Origin of the sequence: Flavobacterium sp., from assembly GCF_035456225.1 — a bacterium.
Lineage (GTDB): Bacteria > Bacteroidota > Bacteroidia > Flavobacteriales > Flavobacteriaceae > Flavobacterium.
On sequence record NZ_DATIDM010000081.1, the window covers coordinates 1 to 18,785 of the forward strand.

The following is an 18,785-nucleotide window of genomic DNA, read 5'->3' on the forward strand; positions in this document are numbered from 1 at the left end:
AGGCCCTTTCCGCTTTTTCTTTTTCAATCTCAAGTTCCTGATTTTTGTCTTTCAGAAGTTGGTTTGTTTTGGTTCTGATGATGTTGTTTTTGTACAACGAAAGACTTAAAAGCGACAGAATGGATATCAAAGCAATGCTCAGGATACTGATTAATTTGGAGAATTTAATGGACTTTTCCTGTGCTTTGTTCTCACGATTTGTCTTGTCGATAGCTTTTAATTGTTCTGTAGCGATATATCTTTCATAGGCAGGTAAGTCGGCGGTTCTTGTTCGAATGTTGAAAACCGAATCACGTATCGAGACGAATTCTTTCAGGTAAGTATGTGATTTGATGATATTGTCTGTAGATTCGGAAAGACTGCTTAAACGTTTGAGGATTCGTAATTTCTGATTGGTGTTGTTGCCTTCTTTGGAAATCTGGTAAGCCTTTTCCAGATTGATGATAGCTGATTGTGTATTTGTTTTGGATTCAATGTCTGCCAATTCAAAATATGCTTCTACTTTTGCTTCAGGAATCGTTATCATGTCATCTTTCGATATGATGGCTTTGAATTTTTTTACGGCAGCATTCCTGTTTCCTTTCAGTTTTTCAATTATTCCTTTCTGTAGGTCTATTAAATCGGCAGCTTCGGGGATGTTTATGGTTTTGTATTCTGTCAGGGCTTTGTTGAAGTAATTTTCAGCAAGACCTAAATTCTTTTTTTTAAGATAACTTAATCCTAATCCGTAATAACAAAAAGCACTGTTCGAGGAAGCTTCCAGCTCGTTGTAAATGGTTGTGCTCCGAATGTAATTTTCGATGGCTTCGTCTTGTCTGTTCAGCTCACTGTAAATACTCCCGATAGAAAGATGACTGTCAGCCAGTTGTCTCTGGAGTTTGTTTTTGACGGCATATTGTCTCGCCTTTCGGGAATACAAAAGCGCTTTGTCATAGTCGAAACTGCTCTTGTGAAAATTGGAAACTTCAAGATAATAAGGTACACTGTCAACCTTGGTAGTTGCATTTTTCTCTTGTGAAAAGCAATACAGCTTCCCGAATAATAAAAAGAGTAAAATGGATAGGTGCTTCATATTATGCTTGAAATTCGCATAAATTTAAGGAATTATTTTTTAGAAATAAAACTAATAAGGTCAATTAATCGTGAAGAATAGCCTATTTCATTATCATACCATCCGACAACTTTAACCATTTTGTCAATTACCGAAGTAAGTTGAGCATCAAAAAGACAGGAATGCGTATTTCCTATAATGTCTACGGAAACTATAGGGTCTTCCGTGTAATCAAGGATATTTTTGAGTCCGTTTTCAGAAGCTCTTTTAAAGGCGCTGTTGATTTCTTCAATGGAAACTTCCCTTTTTACGTTGAAAGTTATATCGGTTAAAGAACCGTCAGGAACGGGAACCCTTATTCCGCAACCACCCATTTTACCCTCTAAATGAGGAAATATTTTTGTTATGGCTTTTGCCGCACCTGTGGTTGTAGGGACAATTGATTGCGCTGCGCCTCGGGCTCTTCTCAAATCTTTATGCGGCTGGTCATGCAAACTCTGATCCGTTGTATAGGAATGAACCGTTGTGATATAAGCCTGTTCAATACCGCATAAATCCTCTATGACTTTAATCATTGGTGCAGCATTGTTGGTGGTACAGCTTGCATTGGATACTATTAGTTCAGTTCCGTCAAGGATGTGTTCGTTTACCCCCAAAACAACAGTTTTTATCAGTTCTGTTTCTGAAGGAGCAGAGAGGATAACTCTTTTTGCTCCTGCCGCAATGTGTTGGTTGATATCCTCATAGGTTTTGTGTTTTCCTGTGGATTCAATTACAAAATCTATATTGCAGTCACCCCAGTTGAGGTCTGAAATTTTCTTTTCATTGAAGAATAAGAAGGGTTTTCCATCAACAATGATTGCGTTATCGGTGGAGGAGACGGTGTAAGGCAGCACTCCGTGAATACTGTCGTATTTCACAAGGTGGGCCATTGTCTTTACATCGGCAATGTCATTAATAGCAATCACTTCAATCGTAGGATGATTGAGTAATAATCGGAACAGATTCCTGCCAATGCGGCCAAATCCGTTTATTGCTATTCTTGTTTTAGACATTCGGAATTATAAAATATGTTTTTGAGCATGGTAAGAGGAACGGACCAAGGCGCCGCTTTCAACATGACGGAATCCTAATTCTTTTCCTATCTGCTCGTATTTTGCAAATTGTTCCGGAGTGATGAATTCCTTAACCGGTAAATGTTTTTTACTCGGCTGTAAGTACTGTCCGATGGTTACGATATCCACATTGGCCTCACGTAAATCTTTCATGGTTTGGATTACTTCCTCTTCGGTTTCACCAAGACCAAGCATAATTCCCGATTTGGTTCTTCTGATACCTTGATCTTTTAAATATTTTAAAACGGCTAAACTTCTGTCATATTTTGCCTGGATACGCACCTCGCGGGTTAAGCGACGAACGGTTTCCATATTGTGTGAAACCACTTCCGGGCTTACTTCGACGATACGGTCAAGGTTGCGTTCCACTCCCTGGAAATCCGGAATTAAGGTTTCCAAAGTGGTTTCGGGATTCATTCTTCGTATGGCTTTTATGGTTTCCGCCCAGATGATAGACCCCATGTCTTTAATATCATCACGGTCAACACTTGTGATAACCGCGTGCTTGATGTTCATGATTTTGATGGAACGGGCTACTTTTTCAGGTTCATCCCAATCCACGGTTTCCGGTCTTCCGGTTTTAACGCCGCAAAATCCGCACGAACGCGTACATACATTTCCAAGAATCATAAACGTAGCGGTTCCGTCTCCCCAACACTCACCCATGTTAGGACAACTTCCTGAAGTACAGATAGTATTTAGTTTGTATTTGTCAACCAATCCTCTTAATTCGGTGTATTTTTTTCCGGTTGGAAGTTTTACGCGTAACCATTTCGGTTTGCCCGTAGGAATTATGTTGGATTCTAAAACCGTGTTCATGTTCTCAAAATATTTGTAGCAAAGATAAGCATTGTTGTTAATCTGAGGGTTGGTTTAACTCATTTTTAATAAGGTGTGTCGGATTGCTTTCGGTTGCTTTTTCTGTCCCGATAAAAAATGGTATTTTAGCAGTTACTTATTTTAAATGTCAAAATCCGATGAAAGTAACCAAGTTGTTTGCTGAATTTTTTGAAAGTGAAAAGGCTTCCGGAGTGATTTTGATTGTCTGCACGATTATTTCTTTGGTTTTGGCGAATTCGATTTTCAAGGAAAGTTACGGGAACTTTTGGCACTTTCAGATCGGACATCATTCGGTGGAACATTGGATAAACGACGGACTGATGACCATCTTTTTTTTACTGATTGGACTGGAACTGGAGCGTGAGGTTTATATTGGTGAATTGTCCAATATAAGAAACGCCCTTTTTCCGATAATTGCTGCTTTAGGAGGGATGCTGGTTCCTGCGGGAATTTATATGGTTTTTAACTACGGAACTCCTACTCAATCGGGAGCCGGAATTCCAATGGCGACGGATATTGCCTTTGCGTTAGGGGTTTTGTCATTGTTGGGAAACCGAGTGCCGATGTCGTTGAAAGTTTTTTTAACCGCCTTGGCTGTAATAGATGATCTTGGGGCTATTTTAGTAATCGCCTTTTTTTATACAGACCAACTTTCGCTTTTTAATTTAGGTATAGCTTTAGGGATTATGGGGGTATTGTTCATTTTTAATCGGATGAAAATAAACAGTTGGTTTCCTTATATAATTGGCGGGATTGGAATGTGGTATTTTATGCTGAATTCCGGAATTCATGCTACTATTTCTGGGGTTTTGCTGGCATTTGTAATTCCGTTTGGCGACGGAAGTGAAAATACAATCTCCTCAAAGATGCAGCGCTTTCTTCATAAGCCGGTAGCCTTTTTTGTTTTACCGGTTTTTGCGTTGGCCAATACGGCAATTTTTATTGAAAATGGCTGGATTGAAGGATTGTTGCATGAGAATAGTATCGGTGTTTTTCTTGGATTAGTAACAGGCAAGCCTCTCGGGATTTTGCTATTTTGTTTTCTTTCAGTTGCTTTAGGATGGTGTGCTTTGCCACCCGGGCTGAAATGGAAACACATTTTAGCTACGGGGTTTATGGCCGGAATCGGTTTTACGATGTCTATTTTTATTACGCTTTTGGCATTTAAATCCAATCCTGAAGCGGTTACGATTTCTAAAATTGCGATTTTGATTTCTTCTCTCGTGGCAGGAGTTGTAGGTTTTGTTTTTCTGAAAAGTGTACTAAAGAAGGATGGGCTTTTTGAGGAAGAAATATAAATAAAAAGCAAAACCGGAGTTTTGCTTTTTATTGGATGTTTACGGTAATTGGGAGGTTGTAGGCGGTTCTTACAGGCTTTCCGTTTTTATAGCCCGGTGTCCATTTTGTATTCATGCTGTTCAAAACTCTTGCCGCTTCTTTGCCAAGGTTATACCCCGGATCTCTCGTAACTTTGATATTTGAAAGCGTGCCGTCTTTTTCGATAACGAAATAAACCAATACTTTTAGTGATTTGATATTTTCGTCTACCTCTGGTGTTTTGAATTTTCTGGCTACAGTATTCAGAAACGCAGCTACACCACCTGGATACTCTGGCATCACTTCTAATGTTCCGAGTACTTCAACTGTGGAAGGATTTCTGTCACCTGTTTCAGAACCTTTCGTGTCAGGAACTGCTGTTACGGCAGTGGTGTTACTGTTGCTTTCATTGCCGTCTTGATTTGCGGTTCCTATTTTTCCCGTTTCTAAATCTTCGTTGCGTGTCACATCTTCCGTTGCCTTTTCTTTTTTCGCTGCAACCATGTTGACGTATTTAACAACTTTTTCGTCTGTTAAGGGTTTTGAGCTGGTAGGGCCAGTGTCTTCTTTTTTTGGTTCTTCCTTTATAAATTTATCGGCATCTATTAATATGATGTCTTCATCTAAAGTGAGAGGAGTGACATCTGCCGTAATTTTTTTAGGTTCCAGATAGCTGATTAATACTGGGATAGCTACTGCTCCGCCTAATAAAAGCATAGCGGAGAAAAAAGCCTTTACAGTTGTTTTTGGATTTTCAGTTCGTAACTGATAAGCGCCATAGGCTTTGTTTCTTCCTTCGAAAACCATGTTAAGCCAACCGGTTTCGTAAATGTTGATTTTGGACATGATAAATAGTTTTTGTGGTTAAATAAATCGTTTGTTTTATTTAATAACGAAAACTATGCAATCATAGTATTTAAAATGTTAAAAAAAATTAAAATTTTTTATTTGTTAACATTATCTGCAGGTTTTTAATGGGTGTAAGAGGTATTTTTGTGAATAAAAATCAGTTTTTTAGTGCTTTTTCTGAATGATTTCTGCCAAAAGTTTCTTGGCGCGTAAAAGCTTGATTTTTACATTATTTAAAGGCTCGTCGAGTTCGTCGGCGATTTCCTGATAGCTCATTTCCTGAAAATAACGCAGTTGTATCACTTCTTGGTATGCAGGTTTCAATTCTTTTATGAGTAATAGCAGTCGTGCGAGGTTTTGTTCTTTAATGATTTCGTCTTCTACGCTTGGGGTCGTATCCACAACATCATAAGCCTGACGGTCCTCTTCGTCATTAAAATCTACAAATAATGAGGATTTTTTCTTGCGAAGCATGTCGATATGCACATTTTTGGCAATGGCAATCAACCAGGTGTTAAATCCGAATTCGGGATTGTAGGTCGAAATTTTGTCAAATGCTTTCGCGAACGTTTCAATGGTGATGTCTTCGGTGTCGGTCTCGTTTTCAGTGCGTTTCAGCATGAATCCGTAGACTTCATTCCAAAAAAAATCCAATAAAAAAGTAAAGGCTACCTGGTCTCCCATTTTAGCCTTTTCAATGTTTTTCTGTATGATTTCCGATGTTATTTCCAATGTACGGGTTTTGAAACTAAATTAGTAAAGAAAACGTTCAGTTGTGTAAAAATGAGTGTAATTTCGATTACCGGGAACCAATACATTACGTCTTTTTCTTTGAGTTTACCGGCGGCGTAACCCATCGTAATCCATGCGAACAAATATCGGAAAACAACCAATCCGCCCACAATCATCCATTGAAATTGAAATGCAAGTAAAATGATGGCAAGTATCAGGAATGACAGTTGGCTAAAATAATACAATATCAACTGGAACTTGTCGAAGCCTTTATATAATTTGGCAGTCGAAACATGTCGGCGTTTCTGGTTGAACCATTCTTTCCAGGTTAGTTTTGGTTCTGAAACAGTAAAACTTTCCGGAGTATAGCAAATAGTTGTATTGCTTGCTTTGGCAGCCTGATTGATAAACAAATCGTCATCGCCGGAACGCACGTTCATATGGTCGATGAATCCGTTTACCCTGAAAAATTCTTCACGTTTGTAGGCTAAATTTCTTCCGACACCCATGTATGGTTTGCCCATTTTAGCCCATGAAAAATACTGTGTAGCCGTAAGCATGGTTTCGAAACGGATGATTTTATTCAGGAAAGAGCCTTTGATTTTTTCGTAAGCGCCATAACCTAAAACGATGGTTTTATGCATCGTGAATTGCGCGCTCATATTTAAAATCCAATCTTTGGATGTTGGATAACAATCGGCATCAGTAAATAAGAGATATTCTTTGGAAGCGGCTTTGATTCCCAGTGTTAAAGCGAATTTCTTATTGCCCCAAAATGCTTCGTTGTTTTGTACTTTGACCAATTTTACATTTGAATGCTGACGTTCGAAGGCTTCAAAAATTTCAAGGGTTTCGTCACTTGAAGCATCGTCAATAAGCACGATTTCATAGTCAGAATAATTCTGCTCCAGTAAAAGAGGGATGAAGTTTTTTACATTTTCCTCTTCATTTTTTGCGCAGACAATTACCGAAATTGGGATGCGTTTCGGCGTGATTTTCTGGGCTTTGGCAAATGCAAATTTTCCGAAAACAATCAGGTAATAAAAAAGTTGAATGGCAATGATTCCGATAAAAACGTAGAGTAAAATTTGCAGCATGGATAATCTGAATCGATGTTAAATTGTGTGACAAATTTATAAAAAAGTGTTTAGTAAACTCTAATTCGTGTTTACAGTTTATCACGACTTGTTAACAGTTGTCGAATCTTAAGTTATTCGGTAAACTACAAATGCTGTTTTCGTTCCTTGGTCATTTCACAAGCGATGGTTCTGGCGTTTTGGTCGTCACTCTTTTCCAGCTCGGAAATAATGTGCGAGTGGTTTTTATCATCACGGTTTTGTGACAGTTTCTTAACGGCTTGGATTTCTGTAATTTCAATTTCAAAAGCCACAAAACCTTCCGTCTGTTTCATGCTTTCTTTTGATAGATTTTCAATCCTTACCGGGTTTTTGGAATTGGCTTCGTATTTGTCAACCAGTTTTTTCAGCGCGAAAAGCATTTCTTCCCCTTCAATGATTCTGGTTTTTCCGTATACGTGAACGGCTATGTAATTCCAAGTCGGAACGTTCTCATGATCGTACCAGGAAGAAGAAATATAGCTGTGCGGACCCGAAAATATAGCTAAAACGTCATTGTTGTTTTCAAAAGATTTCCATTGTGGATTTTCTTTGGAAACGTGTCCGAACAACACTTCTTTTCCTTGTTGATTGGTTTCTAACTCCAGCGGAATGTGTGTGCCCCAAAGTTTTCCTTCGGTCTGATTTACCAGAACACCAAAGCTGTTGCTTTTTAAAAAGCTTTTGATTTCCTCTGGATTTTCGTTTTTGTATAATTCAGGTATGTACATTTGAATTAGGAATTAGGAATTAGGAATTAGGAATTAGGGATAAGGGATAAGGGATTAGTTGTTGGTGGTTAGAAAATAATAGTATTGGTTTATGTGAAACAAACACGAGATTATTGTTTTTTCTGCATTCTGCTGTCTGCCTTCTGTAATCTGTTTTCTGCCAACTGTGACTGACCACTGAATACTGACCACTAAATAATATTCACTTCCGCTTCAATAGCAATTCCGTATTTTTCTAAAATAGTTTTCTGAATATCTTTTGAAACATTTAGAATCTCCTGTCCGGTAGCATTTCCGTAGTTTACTAGAACCAAAGCTTGTAATGTGTGTACGCCCGCATCTCCAAAGCGTTTTCCTTTAAAGCCTGCTTGTTCGATAAGCCAGCCGGCAGGAACTTTAACTTCGGTTTCCGAAATAGTGTAATGGGGCATATCCGGAAATTTAGCATGTGCTTTTTCGTAAAGCTCTTTCGGTACAATCGGGTTTTTGAAGAAACTGCCGCTGTTACCCAGTTCTTTCGGGTCAGGCAATTTGCTCTGACGGATGGCGATTACGGCGTTGCTAACTTCTTTGATGGTGGGATTGGTAATGTTGTGCTTTGCCAATTCCCCGTCAATAGCACCGTATGATGTATTGATTTTATGGTTTTTCTTCGTCAGTTTGTAAACAACAGAAGTAATAACATATTGGTCTTTTGCTTCGTTTTTAAAAATGCTCTCGCGATACCCGAATTGACATTCATCATTGGTAAATGTATGCATCTCCTGGGTGTCTATTCGCATGGCTTCGCAGGAAACAAAAGTGTCTTTGATTTCAGCTCCGTAGGCGCCAATATTCTGGATAGGGGTTGTGCCAACATTTCCCGGGATAAGCGACATGTTTTCAATGCCACCAAAGTTTTGGTCCAGATTCCACAATACAAATTCATGCCAATTTTCACCCGCATTTCCCTGAACCCAAACAAAATCATCGTCTTCTTTCAGGACTTTTTTGCCTTTCAGGTTAATATGGATTACCAAAGCATCAATGTCCTGCGTTAAAAGCATATTGCTCCCGCCACCCAAAATGAATAGTTTTTCATTTCGATGTTCTTTCAGGATTTGAGCTAATTCTTCGGTATTGGTAACTTCGACAAACGATTTTGCCTTGGCTTCGATGCTAAAGGTGTTGTAGTTTTTTAGCGAAAAATTGTGTTTGATCTCCATGAATGCTTTTGGCTTGTTTGTTATTTTAGTTGGGCTTTTAATTCTTCTTCGGCAACAAACCCGTTTTTCTTCCAAACTTCTTTTCCGTCTTTAAATACGATAACTACAGGAAGTTCGCTATAGCCTAATCCGTTAAAAAGTGTTTTGTTTTTGTCGGCATCCACGCGAATGATTTTTGCTTTGCCTTCGTATTCTTTTTCCATTTTAGACAGATATGGCGCCATTTTTTTACATGGGCCACACCATTCAGCATAGAAATCAATTACGACCAATTTGTCTGAAGCTATTAATTTTTCGTAATCGGCTTTCGTCATACCGGTATCGGCTTTTACCTGTTTTTTTGGATGTGCCTCGCTCCATTTCATGTAGCCGCCATCCATGTTGTAAACTGTTGTAAAGCCCATTGCTGTTAGTTTGTCGGCTGCTTTTTTGCTTCGGCCGCCAACCAGGCAGTATACAAAAACAGGTTTTGATTTGTCTAATTTCTGTACTTCGGTTTCAAAAGAATTTCCGTTCCAGTCAATGTTTTTGGAATTGTCCAAGTGGCCTTCGGTGTATTCACCGACTGTTCTTACATCGAGCAACTGTGCATTTTCGGTAGCGTTTAATTTTGTTTCAAAATCGGCAACAGAAATTGTTTCTGCGTTTTGCCCTTTGCTGCAGTTGCTGAAAAATAAAGCGATTGTAAGTATTGTTAAAATTTTTAGTGCTTTCATTTTACTGTGGTATTTATTATGCAAATTTACAAATTAAATAGCTTATAGGATTGATGTGTTGATTTTACGATGTTTTCGGTTCGTTCCGGATGCGTATCGGAAATAAACAATTGCCCGAATGTTTCGTTATTCACCATCTCTACAATTTTACTCACGCGGGTTTCATCCAGTTTGTCGAAAATATCATCAAATAATAATATAGGTAAGACACCGCTCTGTTTTTTGATGAATTCGAATTGCGCCAGTTTCAGTGCAATCAGGAATGATTTCTGCTGTCCCTGCGAGCCGAATTTCTTTATCGGGAACGAATCGATTTCAAACGACAAATCATCCTTATGGATGCCTACACTGGTGTATTGTAAAACGCGGTCTTTAGTTAGGTTCTCCTCGAATAGTTTCAATAATGGTTTTTCGGAAAGCTGACTCTGATATACGATTTGAACTGTTTCGGCCGAATCCGTAATGGCTTGATGGTGTTGGTTGAAAATCGGAATAAAATCTTCAAGAAACTGCTTCCTTATTTCAAATATGGATGTTCCTAAACTGTCGAGCTGTTCGTTATATATGGAAAGCGTGTCGTTGTCAAAAGTCTGATTCGCAGCAAAATATTTCAGTAGGGCATTGCGCTGTGCAATAATTTTCTGGTACTGAATTAATTGCTGAAGGTAAGTGCTGTCAAGTTGTGAAATAACGCTGTCGATAAATTTCCTGCGGGTTTCGCTTCCTTCAATGATCAGATCCTGATCGGAAGGGGAAATGATTACCAAGGGTATGAATCCGATGTGTTCCGAAAAACGTTCGTAAGGTTTGTTGTTGCGTTTCAGGATTTTTTTCTGTCCTTTTTTTAAACTGCAGACGATTTGCTCCGTGCGTTCGTCTTTTTCGAAGACACCATCGACCACAAAAAACTCTTCCCCATGTTTGATATTTTGTACTGCTAATGGGTTGAAATAGCTTTTTCCGTAAGCCAGATGATAAATGGCGTCAAGGATATTAGTTTTTCCAATCCCGTTTTTCCCCACGAAGCAATTGATTTTTACATCGAAGTCGAAATTTGCTTCGTCAATGTTCTTGTAATTGAAAAGGGAGAGGTGTTTTAAATGCACTTGAAATCCGAATTATTTCAGAAAAAAATAAAACCTTTTTTAAGGTGGGTGCAAATTATTGAAAAATATCGATAAAAAGGATTTTCATATATGAATAAAAATTTTATTTTTGCCGTTCATTAAATTAAAAATAGATGGCAACATATAACAAAAGAGGGTATAAGGCTCCAAAACCAAAAGACGAAGCAGTTGAAGAACAAGTTGATGTTGATGTAATAGACAACGTTAAAGAGGAAGACAGTGCAACGGCAGGTGTGTTTAACACATTGGATCAAAGTGCTAACAAGCTTGAGGACTGGGTTGCTAAAAACCAAAAATATATTTTCGGTGTTGTAGGTGCTATTGCAGTTGTGGCAGCGGGATATTTGTTATACGATAAATTCGTTGTTGAGCCAAAAGAAAATGATGCTGCAAATGAAATGTTCCAGGCACAGCAATATTTTCAGCAGGCAGTTGACGGTCAGACAGCTAATGATTCTTTATACAACCTGGCTTTAAAAGGTGGTGAAGGGAAATTAGGTTTCATCGGAATTACTGATAGCTACGCTGGTACTAAAGCGGCTAATCTTGCACATTACTATGCAGGTATGGCTTATTTGAATACCGGTAAGTTTAAAGAAGCAGTTGCTCAATTAGAGCAATTCAAATCGGAAGATATGTTCCTTAAAGCGATTTCTATCGGTGCTATCGGTGATGCTTACTCGGAATTAGGTCAGAAAGAAGATGCTTTAAGTTACTACCAAAAAGCTGCTGATGCTAACATCAACGATTTTACTACGCCAAGATATTTATACAAAGCAGGTCAGTTGTCTTTGGAAATGGGTAAAAAAGCAGAAGCTTTGAAATTCTTTACTCAAATTAAAGAGAAATACGAAACTTCTCAGGAAGGTGCTACGATTGATGCAATGATTGCAATGGTTGAATAAATTGAGAGCAGAAGGCAGAGTTTGAATGTGATTTCTTTTTTCTGACTTCTAATTTCTAAATTAAAATTATGGCGACAGCAAATAAAAATTTATCAGAATACGATAAAAACACAATCCCAAACGCGAAAGATTTTCGGTTTGGGATTGTTGTTTCAGAATGGAACGATAAAATCACTGAAGGATTGTATTCCGGGGTCGAAGCGGCACTTTTAGATTGCGGAACGCTTCCGGAAAATATCATCCGATGGAATGTGCCCGGCAGTTTCGAACTGGTTTACGGTGCGCAGCGTATGATTGTTACACAGGAAGTGGATTGTGTCATTACAATAGGCTGTGTTATTAAAGGGGAGACGATGCATTTTGAATTTGTGTGCGAAGGTGTAACGCAAGGAATTAAAGATTTGAACGTTCAAACCGATGTGCCCGTTATTTTTTGTGTCTTAACCGATAATAATGAGCAGCAATCCATTGACAGAAGTGGTGGTGCTCATGGAAATAAAGGAACGGAAGCAGCAATTGCGGCTATCAAAATGGCTGATTTGAGAAGAAAAACAGCTCAATAAATAAGAATTTAGTAGTTTGCCTCCGAAAAAAATGAGGTGCAGACCGAAAAAAAATACTATTTAAAAAAACCTATTCGGAAGAGTAGGTTTTTTTGTTTTTTATGATTGTCTTGGCTAGAATAACAGAAACCTTTTGCTTAAATTTGTCAGGATAGGCGCTTATGCGATCCGTAATTCTTAACTTATTAAATTTCAATGTCAAGCATAATTCAATTACTACCCGATCACGTTGCGAACCAGATTGCTGCCGGAGAAGTTGTTCAACGACCTGCTTCTGTGGTAAAAGAATTGGTGGAAAATGCGGTTGATGCAGGCGCTACCGAAATAAAACTCATAGTTAAGGATGCGGGAAAAACCCTGATTCAGGTAATAGATAACGGGAAAGGGATGTCGGTAACCGATGCGCGTTTGTGTTTCGAACGCCACGCGACTTCCAAAATCCGTCAGGCGGAAGATTTATTTTCATTGCATACGAAAGGTTTTCGCGGCGAAGCTTTGGCTTCCATAGCGGCAATTGCTCATGTGGAATTGAAAACCAAGCAGGATCAGGAAGAATTGGGAACACATATTGTTATTGAAGGCAGTAAGTTTGTTTCTCAAGATGTGGCTGTTTTGCCTAGAGGAACCTCATTTTCGGTAAAAAATCTATTTTTCAATATACCGGCACGACGCAATTTCCTTAAATCGGATACGGTAGAGTTTCGTCATATTGTGGATGATTTTGAACGCGTGGCTTTAGCGCATCCGAATATTCATTTCATGCTTTATCATAACGGCAGTGAAATGTTTAATTTGCCGCAATCCAATCTGCGTCAGCGTATCGTAAATGTTTTTGGAGGTAAGACCAATGAAAAACTGGTTCCGGTTACGGAAAGTACCGAAATAATGGGGATTCAGGGATTTGTCGGCAAACCCGAATTTGCAAAAAAGAACAGAGGAGAGCAGTTTTTCTTCGTTAACGACCGGTTTATTAAAAGTCCCTACCTGCATCATGCGATAATGGCGGCTTATGAAGGTTTGTTAAAAGACGGAAGCCAGCCGAGTTATTTTTTATACCTCGATGTGCCTCCGCATACCATAGATATCAATATCCATCCGACAAAGACCGAAATCAAATTTGATGACGATCAGGCAATGTATGCCATTTTAAGGTCTTCCATCAAACACAGTTTAGGGCAGTTCAATGTGGCTCCGATTTTAGACTTTGAAAGGGATTCGTCTTTAGATATTCCCTACGATTACAGAGAAAAAGAAAGTGAAACGCCGTTAATCCAGGTAGATGCCAATTTTAATCCGTTTGCTGATGAAGCACCAGTGAAATCATTTGCATCTTCTTCGGGAGGATCTCATTCGTTTGGATCGAGCTTTAATTCAGGATATAAAAAACAACTAAACAATTCCAGTTGGGAAAGCCTTTATGTTGGATTGAAAACGGCAACGGAAGAAATCGACGTAAGCGAAATCCAATTTGAGAGTGAAGAAGTGACCGGTTCCCTTTTTGATGATAAGGAAGTAGAATCGACAGGTAACCGTACGTATCAGATTCAGAAAAAATATATTGTCAGTCCGATTAAATCCGGAATGATGATTTTGTATCAGGAACGGGCGCACCAGCGTATTTTGTACGAACAGCTTCTGACGAATATTACAGTACATCACGCTGCAAGTCAGCAGTTGCTTTTTCCATTGGAACTACATTTTTCCCAATCCGAAATGACTATGATTAAAGAGCTTCGATCTTCTCTTGAAAATACCGGTTTTGTTTTTAGCGCCATGACAGCAGAAATTCTTGTCATCTCGGGCTTACCGGTAAATGTTTCGGAAAGTGAAGTAAGAGGCCTTTTGGAAGAGTTGATTTGCGATTTGCAGGGAGAGCTTCCGGAAAGCAGTTTTAGTCAGAGCGACCGTATTGCCAAATCGATGGCGAGAAGCCTTTCGGTAAAAACTGGAACTTATCTGACTGAAAAAGAACAGGAAAACATTGTAAATTCGTTATTCGCCTGTAAAGATCCCAATGTTTCCCCTTTTAATAAACCTACTTTCATTACTATGGGTGTGGAAGATTTAGACAAACGTTTTGCCGTATGATGAACATGACCGAAACTGTTAAACAGTTAATTATTATAAATGTGCTTTTTTTTGTGGGTTCCATGTTGGTTCCTGCAGCCGGAGGTTATTTGTCGCTTTTTTACTTTGAAAATCCAAATTTCAAGTTTTGGCAGCCAATAAGCCATATGTTTATGCACGGCGGACTCATGCATATCCTTTTCAATATGTTTGCGTTGTATTCTTTCGGAAGCGCTTTGGAACATTTTTGGGGAGGAAGGAAATTTTTGTTTTTTTATATTTCATGCGGATTGGGATCTGCATTATTGCATACAGCCGTTAATTATTATAGTTTTCATGGAGGTTTGGATTTATTGGTTGAAAACGGTTTTAAGAAAGAGGAGATTATGTCAATTTTAGCCGAAGGGAAATATGATACCCGTTGGCAGGAATTTTTGGGAGGAAATTTTGAAGGGTTTTTACAAAGTTTTATGGTGCCAGCCGTTGGGGCTTCCGGAGCCGTTTACGGTCTTTTGGTTGCTTTTGCTTTCATGTTTCCTAATGCCGGTTTGGCGCTGATCTTTTTGCCGGTTCCAATCAAAGCAAAATATTTTGTTCCGGGATTATTACTACTGGATTTGTTTTTAGGAGTAAAAGGGAATTCAATTTTTGGAGGAGGTACCGGAATTGCGCATTTTGCTCATATTGGAGGGGCACTAATCGGGTTTATCATGATGTTCTACTGGAAGAAAAACCAGTTTAACAATAATAGGTGGAATTGAAGCAGGTAATTAAAAATCAAGAAAAACGTAATTCCTAAATAATACATTTACGAATGAATATTTTAGACGACTTCAAATTACAATATAGAACAGGTGATGTTACTCAGAAACTTATTTTCTGGAACGTAGGGATTGCTTTGCCTTTTTTTGTCATACAATCGTTTTTTCCTTCTTTGTTTGGTATATTGAAAGACTGGCTCTGTTTATCGTCGGATTTTAAGATTGCGGCTGTCAAACCCTGGACGTTAATTACCTATGCGTTCCTTCACGCTGATTTTTGGCATTTATTATTCAATATGATTGTGTTGAATTTTACCAGCCGATTGTTTTTAACCTATTTCACCCAGAAGCAATTTTTTGGATTGTATTTGTTGGGAGGCGTTTTTGCCGGATTAGTTTTCGTTCTCGCCGATTTGTTTCTTCATAGTAATACCTTTTTGGTTGGGGCATCCGGAGCGATTATGGCAGTGCTTATTGCGTCGGCGACCTATGCGCCCTTTTCGGAAATCAGGTTGTTGTTAATTGGTAATGTGAAGTTGTGGCATATCGCCTTGGTTTTGTTTGTTTTGGATCTGATACAGGTTCCAATGAGCAATACGGGAGGTCATTTGGCGCATTTGGGAGGGTCACTTTTTGGGTTTTTGTATATCAAAACATTACAACAAGGGACTGATTTGAGTAAAATAGTGTCAAATGTTATTGATTATTTTGTTTCTTTGTTCTCCCCCAAAAAAACAACTCCCTTTAAAAAAGTTCATAAAAATGCCAGTCCTCAATACAATTCAACCAAGGTAACGGTTGAGAAAAGCAGTACTACCCAAAAGAAAATCGATGAGATTTTAGATAAGATCAGTAAATCGGGATATGACAGTCTGACTAAAGAGGAGAAAGATTTTTTGTTTAAAGTAGGGGATAATAATAAGTAATACTTGTCTAATAGCCTGTTATAATCATTCGGTCGGTTAATGAAGAACTTATCTTGGATAAATAAAATAGTCTTTTTTTTAAATATCGTTTTGACGGTATTGACATTGGTGGCTTATTTGTTGCCCTTTTTAGCACCGAAAATGTTTCCGTTTTTATCGGTGTTAACCCTGATATTGCCTTTAATGCTTATACTTAACATTGTATTTGTGGTCTATTGGCTGCTTCAGTTGAAGCGACAGGTTTTTCTTTCGATCATTGTTTTGTTGATTGGAATTACTTTTTTCAATAAATTCTATAAATTTTCCGGAAAAGACCTGATTGTCGAGGATAATGATTTTTCGGTAATGAGTTATAATGTTCGTCTTTTCAATGTTTTTGAATGGATGAGTAAACAGAATATCCCGGAAGATATCGCCGATTTTATAGCGTCTCAAAATCCGGATGTTTTGTGTATACAGGAATATACTACTTCGGTTAAAATAGATTTAAGAGGCTATAAGTATAAGTATATATTGATGCAGGGGGATAATATACATACCGGACAGGCAATTTTTTCGAAGTTTCCGATAATTGAAAAAGGGGAACTTGATTTTCCAGGTTCGGATAATAATGTGATTTTTGCCGATATTAAAATGAGAAGGGACACCATTCGTGTATACAGTATGCATTTGCAGTCTACGAAAATCAGTCCGGATATCCATGAGAAGATTGATGAGGCAAAGTCCAAAAAGATTTTCCGCCGTATGGGAGAAGCCTTTGCTGAACAGCAAGCGCAGTCTGAAATGATAAAAGAGCACAAAGCCGACTGCAATTATCCCAAGATTATCTGCGGAGATATGAATAACAGTGCTTTTTCGTACGTATACCGTAATATTAAAGGCAGTATGAAAGATACTTTCGAAGAAGCCGGAGAAGGGTTTGGAAAAACGTACGATTACGAATTTTATCCGGCCAGAATCGATTATATTTTAGTGGATAAAGCTTTTGAAGTGAAGAATTTTAAGAGTTTTGACAACTTTGTCAATTCAGATCACTTTCCGATTACCACCCGACTCATGCTAAAAAGGGAAGAGTAATTACAAGGACTGATTCTTCATATAATCCATTGCGTAGCGACCTTCATTAAACAACAAATCCAAAATGCTTAAGTTGTTTAAAAAGCCGTGTTTTTCTTCGAAAACTTGAGTGTAAGGTTTAAAGACAGAAGTGTCTTTCTTTCCGTTGGCTAAAGTTCTGAAATCGGTTAAACCGTTAGCATCGTGGAAATATTCAATTGTTTTTTCGAAGTTGAATTTAGCGCCCAGACATTCAGTTACAATCTCGATGGTCTGAAAGTTTAAGTCCATCATGAACTCGTGTTTCTTTTCAAAGATAGGTCGGATATCGTCTTCAAAATACTCAAAAAAAGGCGAGGTACGATAAGCGGCTTCTAATGATTTGAAGTGGTTTTTCTGCCAATCGAAATCATTCTCGATACGAACATCCTTAAATTTCTGATGAGCGCTTAATGTGTGCTTTACGGGGATATTCAGCAATTGAATTCCGTTCGGAGAATAGATATACATCCTGTTACGATTGGTTTGTTTTTGGAAATTATCTTCCATTTCAAACGTAATCGTGTCTGCTTTTGCCATCGCAACAAAATGACTGATGGATGGGAAATAGGTAGGATGTAATAAGATGTTCATGACGAAATAATTCTCTTTTTTCTATAAAATAGTTTTGCAGTAATGATGCACTACCGCAAAACCATTAACACTATTATTTACGCTTTTTTCTTCGCTTGTTTTTTTCTGAAAAAGCTATATCCAAAGTAGCCCAAAATTGCAAAGAAGAAATATTTGAAATACGAAACGGGCTGTCCGTCACCACCCACAGTAGTAAACAAACGCTCCCAACGGATTTTATCAATGGCTTTACTCCAAGGGATATTTTGGTCTAAACTCATCCAGATGAAAACCGGTTTCCCTACAATATGATCTGCAGGAACGAATCCCCAATATCTTGAATCTTCAGAGTTGTGACGGTTGTCTCCCATCATCCAGTAATAATCCTGCTTGAAAGTGTAATTTTTAGCAATCTGACCGTTGATGCGGATATCATTACCGGTTACTTTTAAATCGTTGTGCTCGTACTCGGTTATGATTCTTTGATAGAAAGGTAATGTTTCGGCATTCAATTCGACTGTTTTTCCTTGTTCCGGAATGTAAATCGGTCCTAAATTGTCCTGGCTCCACGCTTGCGTATGAGGGAAGATTCGTTTATCAGCCGTTCTATCAATAATTCGCGTCACGGAAGTAACACCCGGAGTGTTTTTTAATCGTGCAGCACTTTCAGATGTTAAGGCACTGAATAAAATAGTGTCCTTCGCTGTCTGTCCTGCCGGATCCGTAATGTTTAACTCTTTTAAAAGATATTCAAAGTTGATAGGCGTTTTTCCATCAATAGAAATTTTGTAGGAATACTGCGGTTTCGCTCTTTCAGGAAGTATCAATTCTTTTCCGTCAATAAAAATAGCACCGTCTTTAATAGATAAATTATCTCCAGGTGTTCCCACACAACGTTTTACGTAGTTCGATTTTTTGTCAATCGGTTTGTCGGCTTTTCTTCCGGAACGGTCAAAAAACTGATACACGGTATCGGCTGGCCAGTTGAATACTACAATGTCATTACGTTTAATTTTTTGAACCCCAGGGAAGCGGAAATACGGTAATTGTGGCCATTTTGAATACGATTTTACGCCTACGAATGGTATAGAGTCGTG

Annotated in this window: 19 protein-coding genes; 7 read left to right on the forward strand and 12 right to left on the reverse strand. The window is 38.4% G+C overall.

Annotation, left to right across the window (positions count from 1 at the left end; translation table 11 throughout):
• From VLB74_RS04595 to lipA, 3 genes are all read right to left on the reverse strand, one after another.
• Positions 1 to 1,072 (reverse strand): tetratricopeptide repeat protein (locus VLB74_RS04595; RefSeq protein WP_325202283.1); only part of this gene is annotated, 1,072 nt, incomplete at its 3' end.
• Between the two features lie 32 nt (positions 1,073 to 1,104).
• Positions 1,105 to 2,106, reverse strand: a complete 1,002-nt coding sequence (gene gap, locus VLB74_RS04600) for a type I glyceraldehyde-3-phosphate dehydrogenase (RefSeq protein ID WP_325202284.1) — start codon at positions 2,104 to 2,106, stop codon at positions 1,105 to 1,107.
• 6 nt (positions 2,107 to 2,112) lie between these two features.
• Complete coding sequence (gene lipA / locus VLB74_RS04605; protein WP_325202285.1) at positions 2,113 to 2,985, reverse strand: lipoyl synthase; 873 nt, start codon at positions 2,983 to 2,985, stop codon at positions 2,113 to 2,115.
• 158 nt (positions 2,986 to 3,143) lie between these two features.
• Between lipA and nhaA the strand changes: the two genes are divergently transcribed.
• Positions 3,144 to 4,304: a Na+/H+ antiporter NhaA gene (gene nhaA, locus VLB74_RS04610; protein ID WP_325202286.1), complete on the forward strand. Its 1,161-nt coding sequence runs from the start codon at positions 3,144 to 3,146 to the stop codon at positions 4,302 to 4,304.
• 28 nt (positions 4,305 to 4,332) lie between these two features.
• Here the strand turns inward: nhaA and VLB74_RS04615 are convergent, their stop codons facing one another.
• From VLB74_RS04615 to recF, 7 genes are all read right to left on the reverse strand, one after another.
• Entirely contained in the window at positions 4,333 to 5,169 is an 837-nt protein-coding gene (locus VLB74_RS04615; RefSeq protein WP_325202287.1) for an energy transducer TonB, read from the reverse strand.
• Positions 5,170 to 5,337: 168 nt separating this feature from the next.
• Positions 5,338 to 5,856 (reverse strand): RNA polymerase sigma factor, encoded by a 519-nt coding sequence (locus VLB74_RS04620; RefSeq protein ID WP_325202301.1) that lies wholly within the window; start codon positions 5,854 to 5,856, stop codon positions 5,338 to 5,340.
• A gap of 38 nt (positions 5,857 to 5,894) precedes the next feature.
• Positions 5,895 to 7,001 (reverse strand): glycosyltransferase, encoded by a 1,107-nt coding sequence (locus VLB74_RS04625; protein ID WP_325202288.1) that lies wholly within the window; start codon positions 6,999 to 7,001, stop codon positions 5,895 to 5,897.
• Positions 7,002 to 7,126: 125 nt separating this feature from the next.
• Complete coding sequence (locus VLB74_RS04630; RefSeq protein WP_325202289.1) at positions 7,127 to 7,750, reverse strand: FMN-binding negative transcriptional regulator; 624 nt, start codon at positions 7,748 to 7,750, stop codon at positions 7,127 to 7,129.
• Between the two features lie 191 nt (positions 7,751 to 7,941).
• Complete coding sequence (gene murB, locus VLB74_RS04635) at positions 7,942 to 8,955, reverse strand: UDP-N-acetylmuramate dehydrogenase (RefSeq protein ID WP_325202290.1); 1,014 nt, start codon at positions 8,953 to 8,955, stop codon at positions 7,942 to 7,944.
• A gap of 20 nt (positions 8,956 to 8,975) precedes the next feature.
• Complete coding sequence (locus VLB74_RS04640) at positions 8,976 to 9,671, reverse strand: thioredoxin domain-containing protein (protein ID WP_325202291.1); 696 nt, start codon at positions 9,669 to 9,671, stop codon at positions 8,976 to 8,978.
• A 26-nt stretch (positions 9,672 to 9,697) separates the two neighbouring features.
• The gene (gene recF, locus VLB74_RS04645) at positions 9,698 to 10,777 is read right to left on the reverse strand and encodes a DNA replication/repair protein RecF (RefSeq protein ID WP_325202292.1); all 1,080 of its coding nucleotides are present in this window, start codon (positions 10,775 to 10,777) and stop codon (positions 9,698 to 9,700) included.
• Positions 10,778 to 10,911: 134 nt separating this feature from the next.
• Between recF and VLB74_RS04650 the strand changes: the two genes are divergently transcribed.
• The 6 genes from VLB74_RS04650 to VLB74_RS04675 all read left to right on the forward strand — a co-directional run bounded on the left by VLB74_RS04650 (position 10,912) and on the right by VLB74_RS04675 (position 17,097).
• Positions 10,912 to 11,703 carry a tetratricopeptide repeat protein gene (locus tag VLB74_RS04650; RefSeq protein ID WP_325202293.1) on the forward strand — a complete coding sequence of 264 codons (792 nt, stop codon included), beginning with the start codon at positions 10,912 to 10,914 and terminating at the stop codon, positions 11,701 to 11,703.
• Between the two features lie 68 nt (positions 11,704 to 11,771).
• The gene (gene ribH / locus VLB74_RS04655; RefSeq protein WP_325202294.1) at positions 11,772 to 12,266 is read left to right on the forward strand and encodes a 6,7-dimethyl-8-ribityllumazine synthase; all 495 of its coding nucleotides are present in this window, start codon (positions 11,772 to 11,774) and stop codon (positions 12,264 to 12,266) included.
• Between the two features lie 195 nt (positions 12,267 to 12,461).
• Positions 12,462 to 14,354 carry a DNA mismatch repair endonuclease MutL gene (gene mutL / locus VLB74_RS04660; protein ID WP_325202295.1) on the forward strand — a complete coding sequence of 631 codons (1,893 nt, stop codon included), beginning with the start codon at positions 12,462 to 12,464 and terminating at the stop codon, positions 14,352 to 14,354.
• The gene (locus tag VLB74_RS04665) at positions 14,351 to 15,094 is read left to right on the forward strand and encodes a rhomboid family intramembrane serine protease (protein ID WP_325202296.1); all 744 of its coding nucleotides are present in this window, start codon (positions 14,351 to 14,353) and stop codon (positions 15,092 to 15,094) included. The genes mutL and VLB74_RS04665 overlap by 4 nt, the downstream gene beginning before the upstream one ends.
• A gap of 53 nt (positions 15,095 to 15,147) precedes the next feature.
• Positions 15,148 to 16,020 carry a rhomboid family intramembrane serine protease gene (locus tag VLB74_RS04670; protein WP_325202297.1) on the forward strand — a complete coding sequence of 291 codons (873 nt, stop codon included), beginning with the start codon at positions 15,148 to 15,150 and terminating at the stop codon, positions 16,018 to 16,020.
• 39 nt (positions 16,021 to 16,059) lie between these two features.
• Positions 16,060 to 17,097: an endonuclease/exonuclease/phosphatase family protein gene (locus VLB74_RS04675; RefSeq protein ID WP_325202298.1), complete on the forward strand. Its 1,038-nt coding sequence runs from the start codon at positions 16,060 to 16,062 to the stop codon at positions 17,095 to 17,097.
• Here the strand turns inward: VLB74_RS04675 and VLB74_RS04680 are convergent, their stop codons facing one another.
• Together VLB74_RS04680 and lepB are read right to left on the reverse strand one after the other, a co-directional pair.
• Positions 17,098 to 17,709, reverse strand: coding sequence for a WbqC family protein (locus tag VLB74_RS04680; RefSeq protein ID WP_325202299.1), 612 nt, complete (start codon positions 17,707 to 17,709; stop codon positions 17,098 to 17,100).
• Between the two features lie 77 nt (positions 17,710 to 17,786).
• The coding region (gene lepB, locus VLB74_RS04685; protein ID WP_325202300.1) for a signal peptidase I at positions 17,787 to 18,785 on the reverse strand (999 nt) is incomplete at its 5' end.

What these genes read in the sequence shown, in the direction of transcription:
- gap (WP_325202284.1), bottom strand. Translation starts at nt 2,106, where the DNA reads ATGTCTAAAACAAGAATAGCAATAAACGGATTTGGCCGCATTGGCAGG.
- lipA (WP_325202285.1), bottom strand. Translation starts at nt 2,985, where the DNA reads ATGAACACGGTTTTAGAATCCAACATAATTCCTACGGGCAAACCGAAA.
- nhaA (WP_325202286.1), top strand. Translation starts at nt 3,144, where the DNA reads ATGAAAGTAACCAAGTTGTTTGCTGAATTTTTTGAAAGTGAAAAGGCT.
- VLB74_RS04615 (WP_325202287.1), bottom strand. Translation starts at nt 5,169, where the DNA reads ATGTCCAAAATCAACATTTACGAAACCGGTTGGCTTAACATGGTTTTC.
- VLB74_RS04620 (WP_325202301.1), bottom strand. Translation starts at nt 5,856, where the DNA reads ATGGGAGACCAGGTAGCCTTTACTTTTTTATTGGATTTTTTTTGGAAT.
- VLB74_RS04625 (WP_325202288.1), bottom strand. Translation starts at nt 7,001, where the DNA reads ATGCTGCAAATTTTACTCTACGTTTTTATCGGAATCATTGCCATTCAA.
- VLB74_RS04630 (WP_325202289.1), bottom strand. Translation starts at nt 7,750, where the DNA reads ATGTACATACCTGAATTATACAAAAACGAAAATCCAGAGGAAATCAAA.
- murB (WP_325202290.1), bottom strand. Translation starts at nt 8,955, where the DNA reads ATGGAGATCAAACACAATTTTTCGCTAAAAAACTACAACACCTTTAGC.
- VLB74_RS04640 (WP_325202291.1), bottom strand. Translation starts at nt 9,671, where the DNA reads ATGAAAGCACTAAAAATTTTAACAATACTTACAATCGCTTTATTTTTC.
- VLB74_RS04650 (WP_325202293.1), top strand. Translation starts at nt 10,912, where the DNA reads ATGGCAACATATAACAAAAGAGGGTATAAGGCTCCAAAACCAAAAGAC.
- ribH (WP_325202294.1), top strand. Translation starts at nt 11,772, where the DNA reads ATGGCGACAGCAAATAAAAATTTATCAGAATACGATAAAAACACAATC.
- mutL (WP_325202295.1), top strand. Translation starts at nt 12,462, where the DNA reads ATGTCAAGCATAATTCAATTACTACCCGATCACGTTGCGAACCAGATT.
- VLB74_RS04665 (WP_325202296.1), top strand. Translation starts at nt 14,351, where the DNA reads ATGATGAACATGACCGAAACTGTTAAACAGTTAATTATTATAAATGTG.
- VLB74_RS04670 (WP_325202297.1), top strand. Translation starts at nt 15,148, where the DNA reads ATGAATATTTTAGACGACTTCAAATTACAATATAGAACAGGTGATGTT.
- VLB74_RS04675 (WP_325202298.1), top strand. Translation starts at nt 16,060, where the DNA reads ATGAAGAACTTATCTTGGATAAATAAAATAGTCTTTTTTTTAAATATC.
- VLB74_RS04680 (WP_325202299.1), bottom strand. Translation starts at nt 17,709, where the DNA reads ATGAACATCTTATTACATCCTACCTATTTCCCATCCATCAGTCATTTT.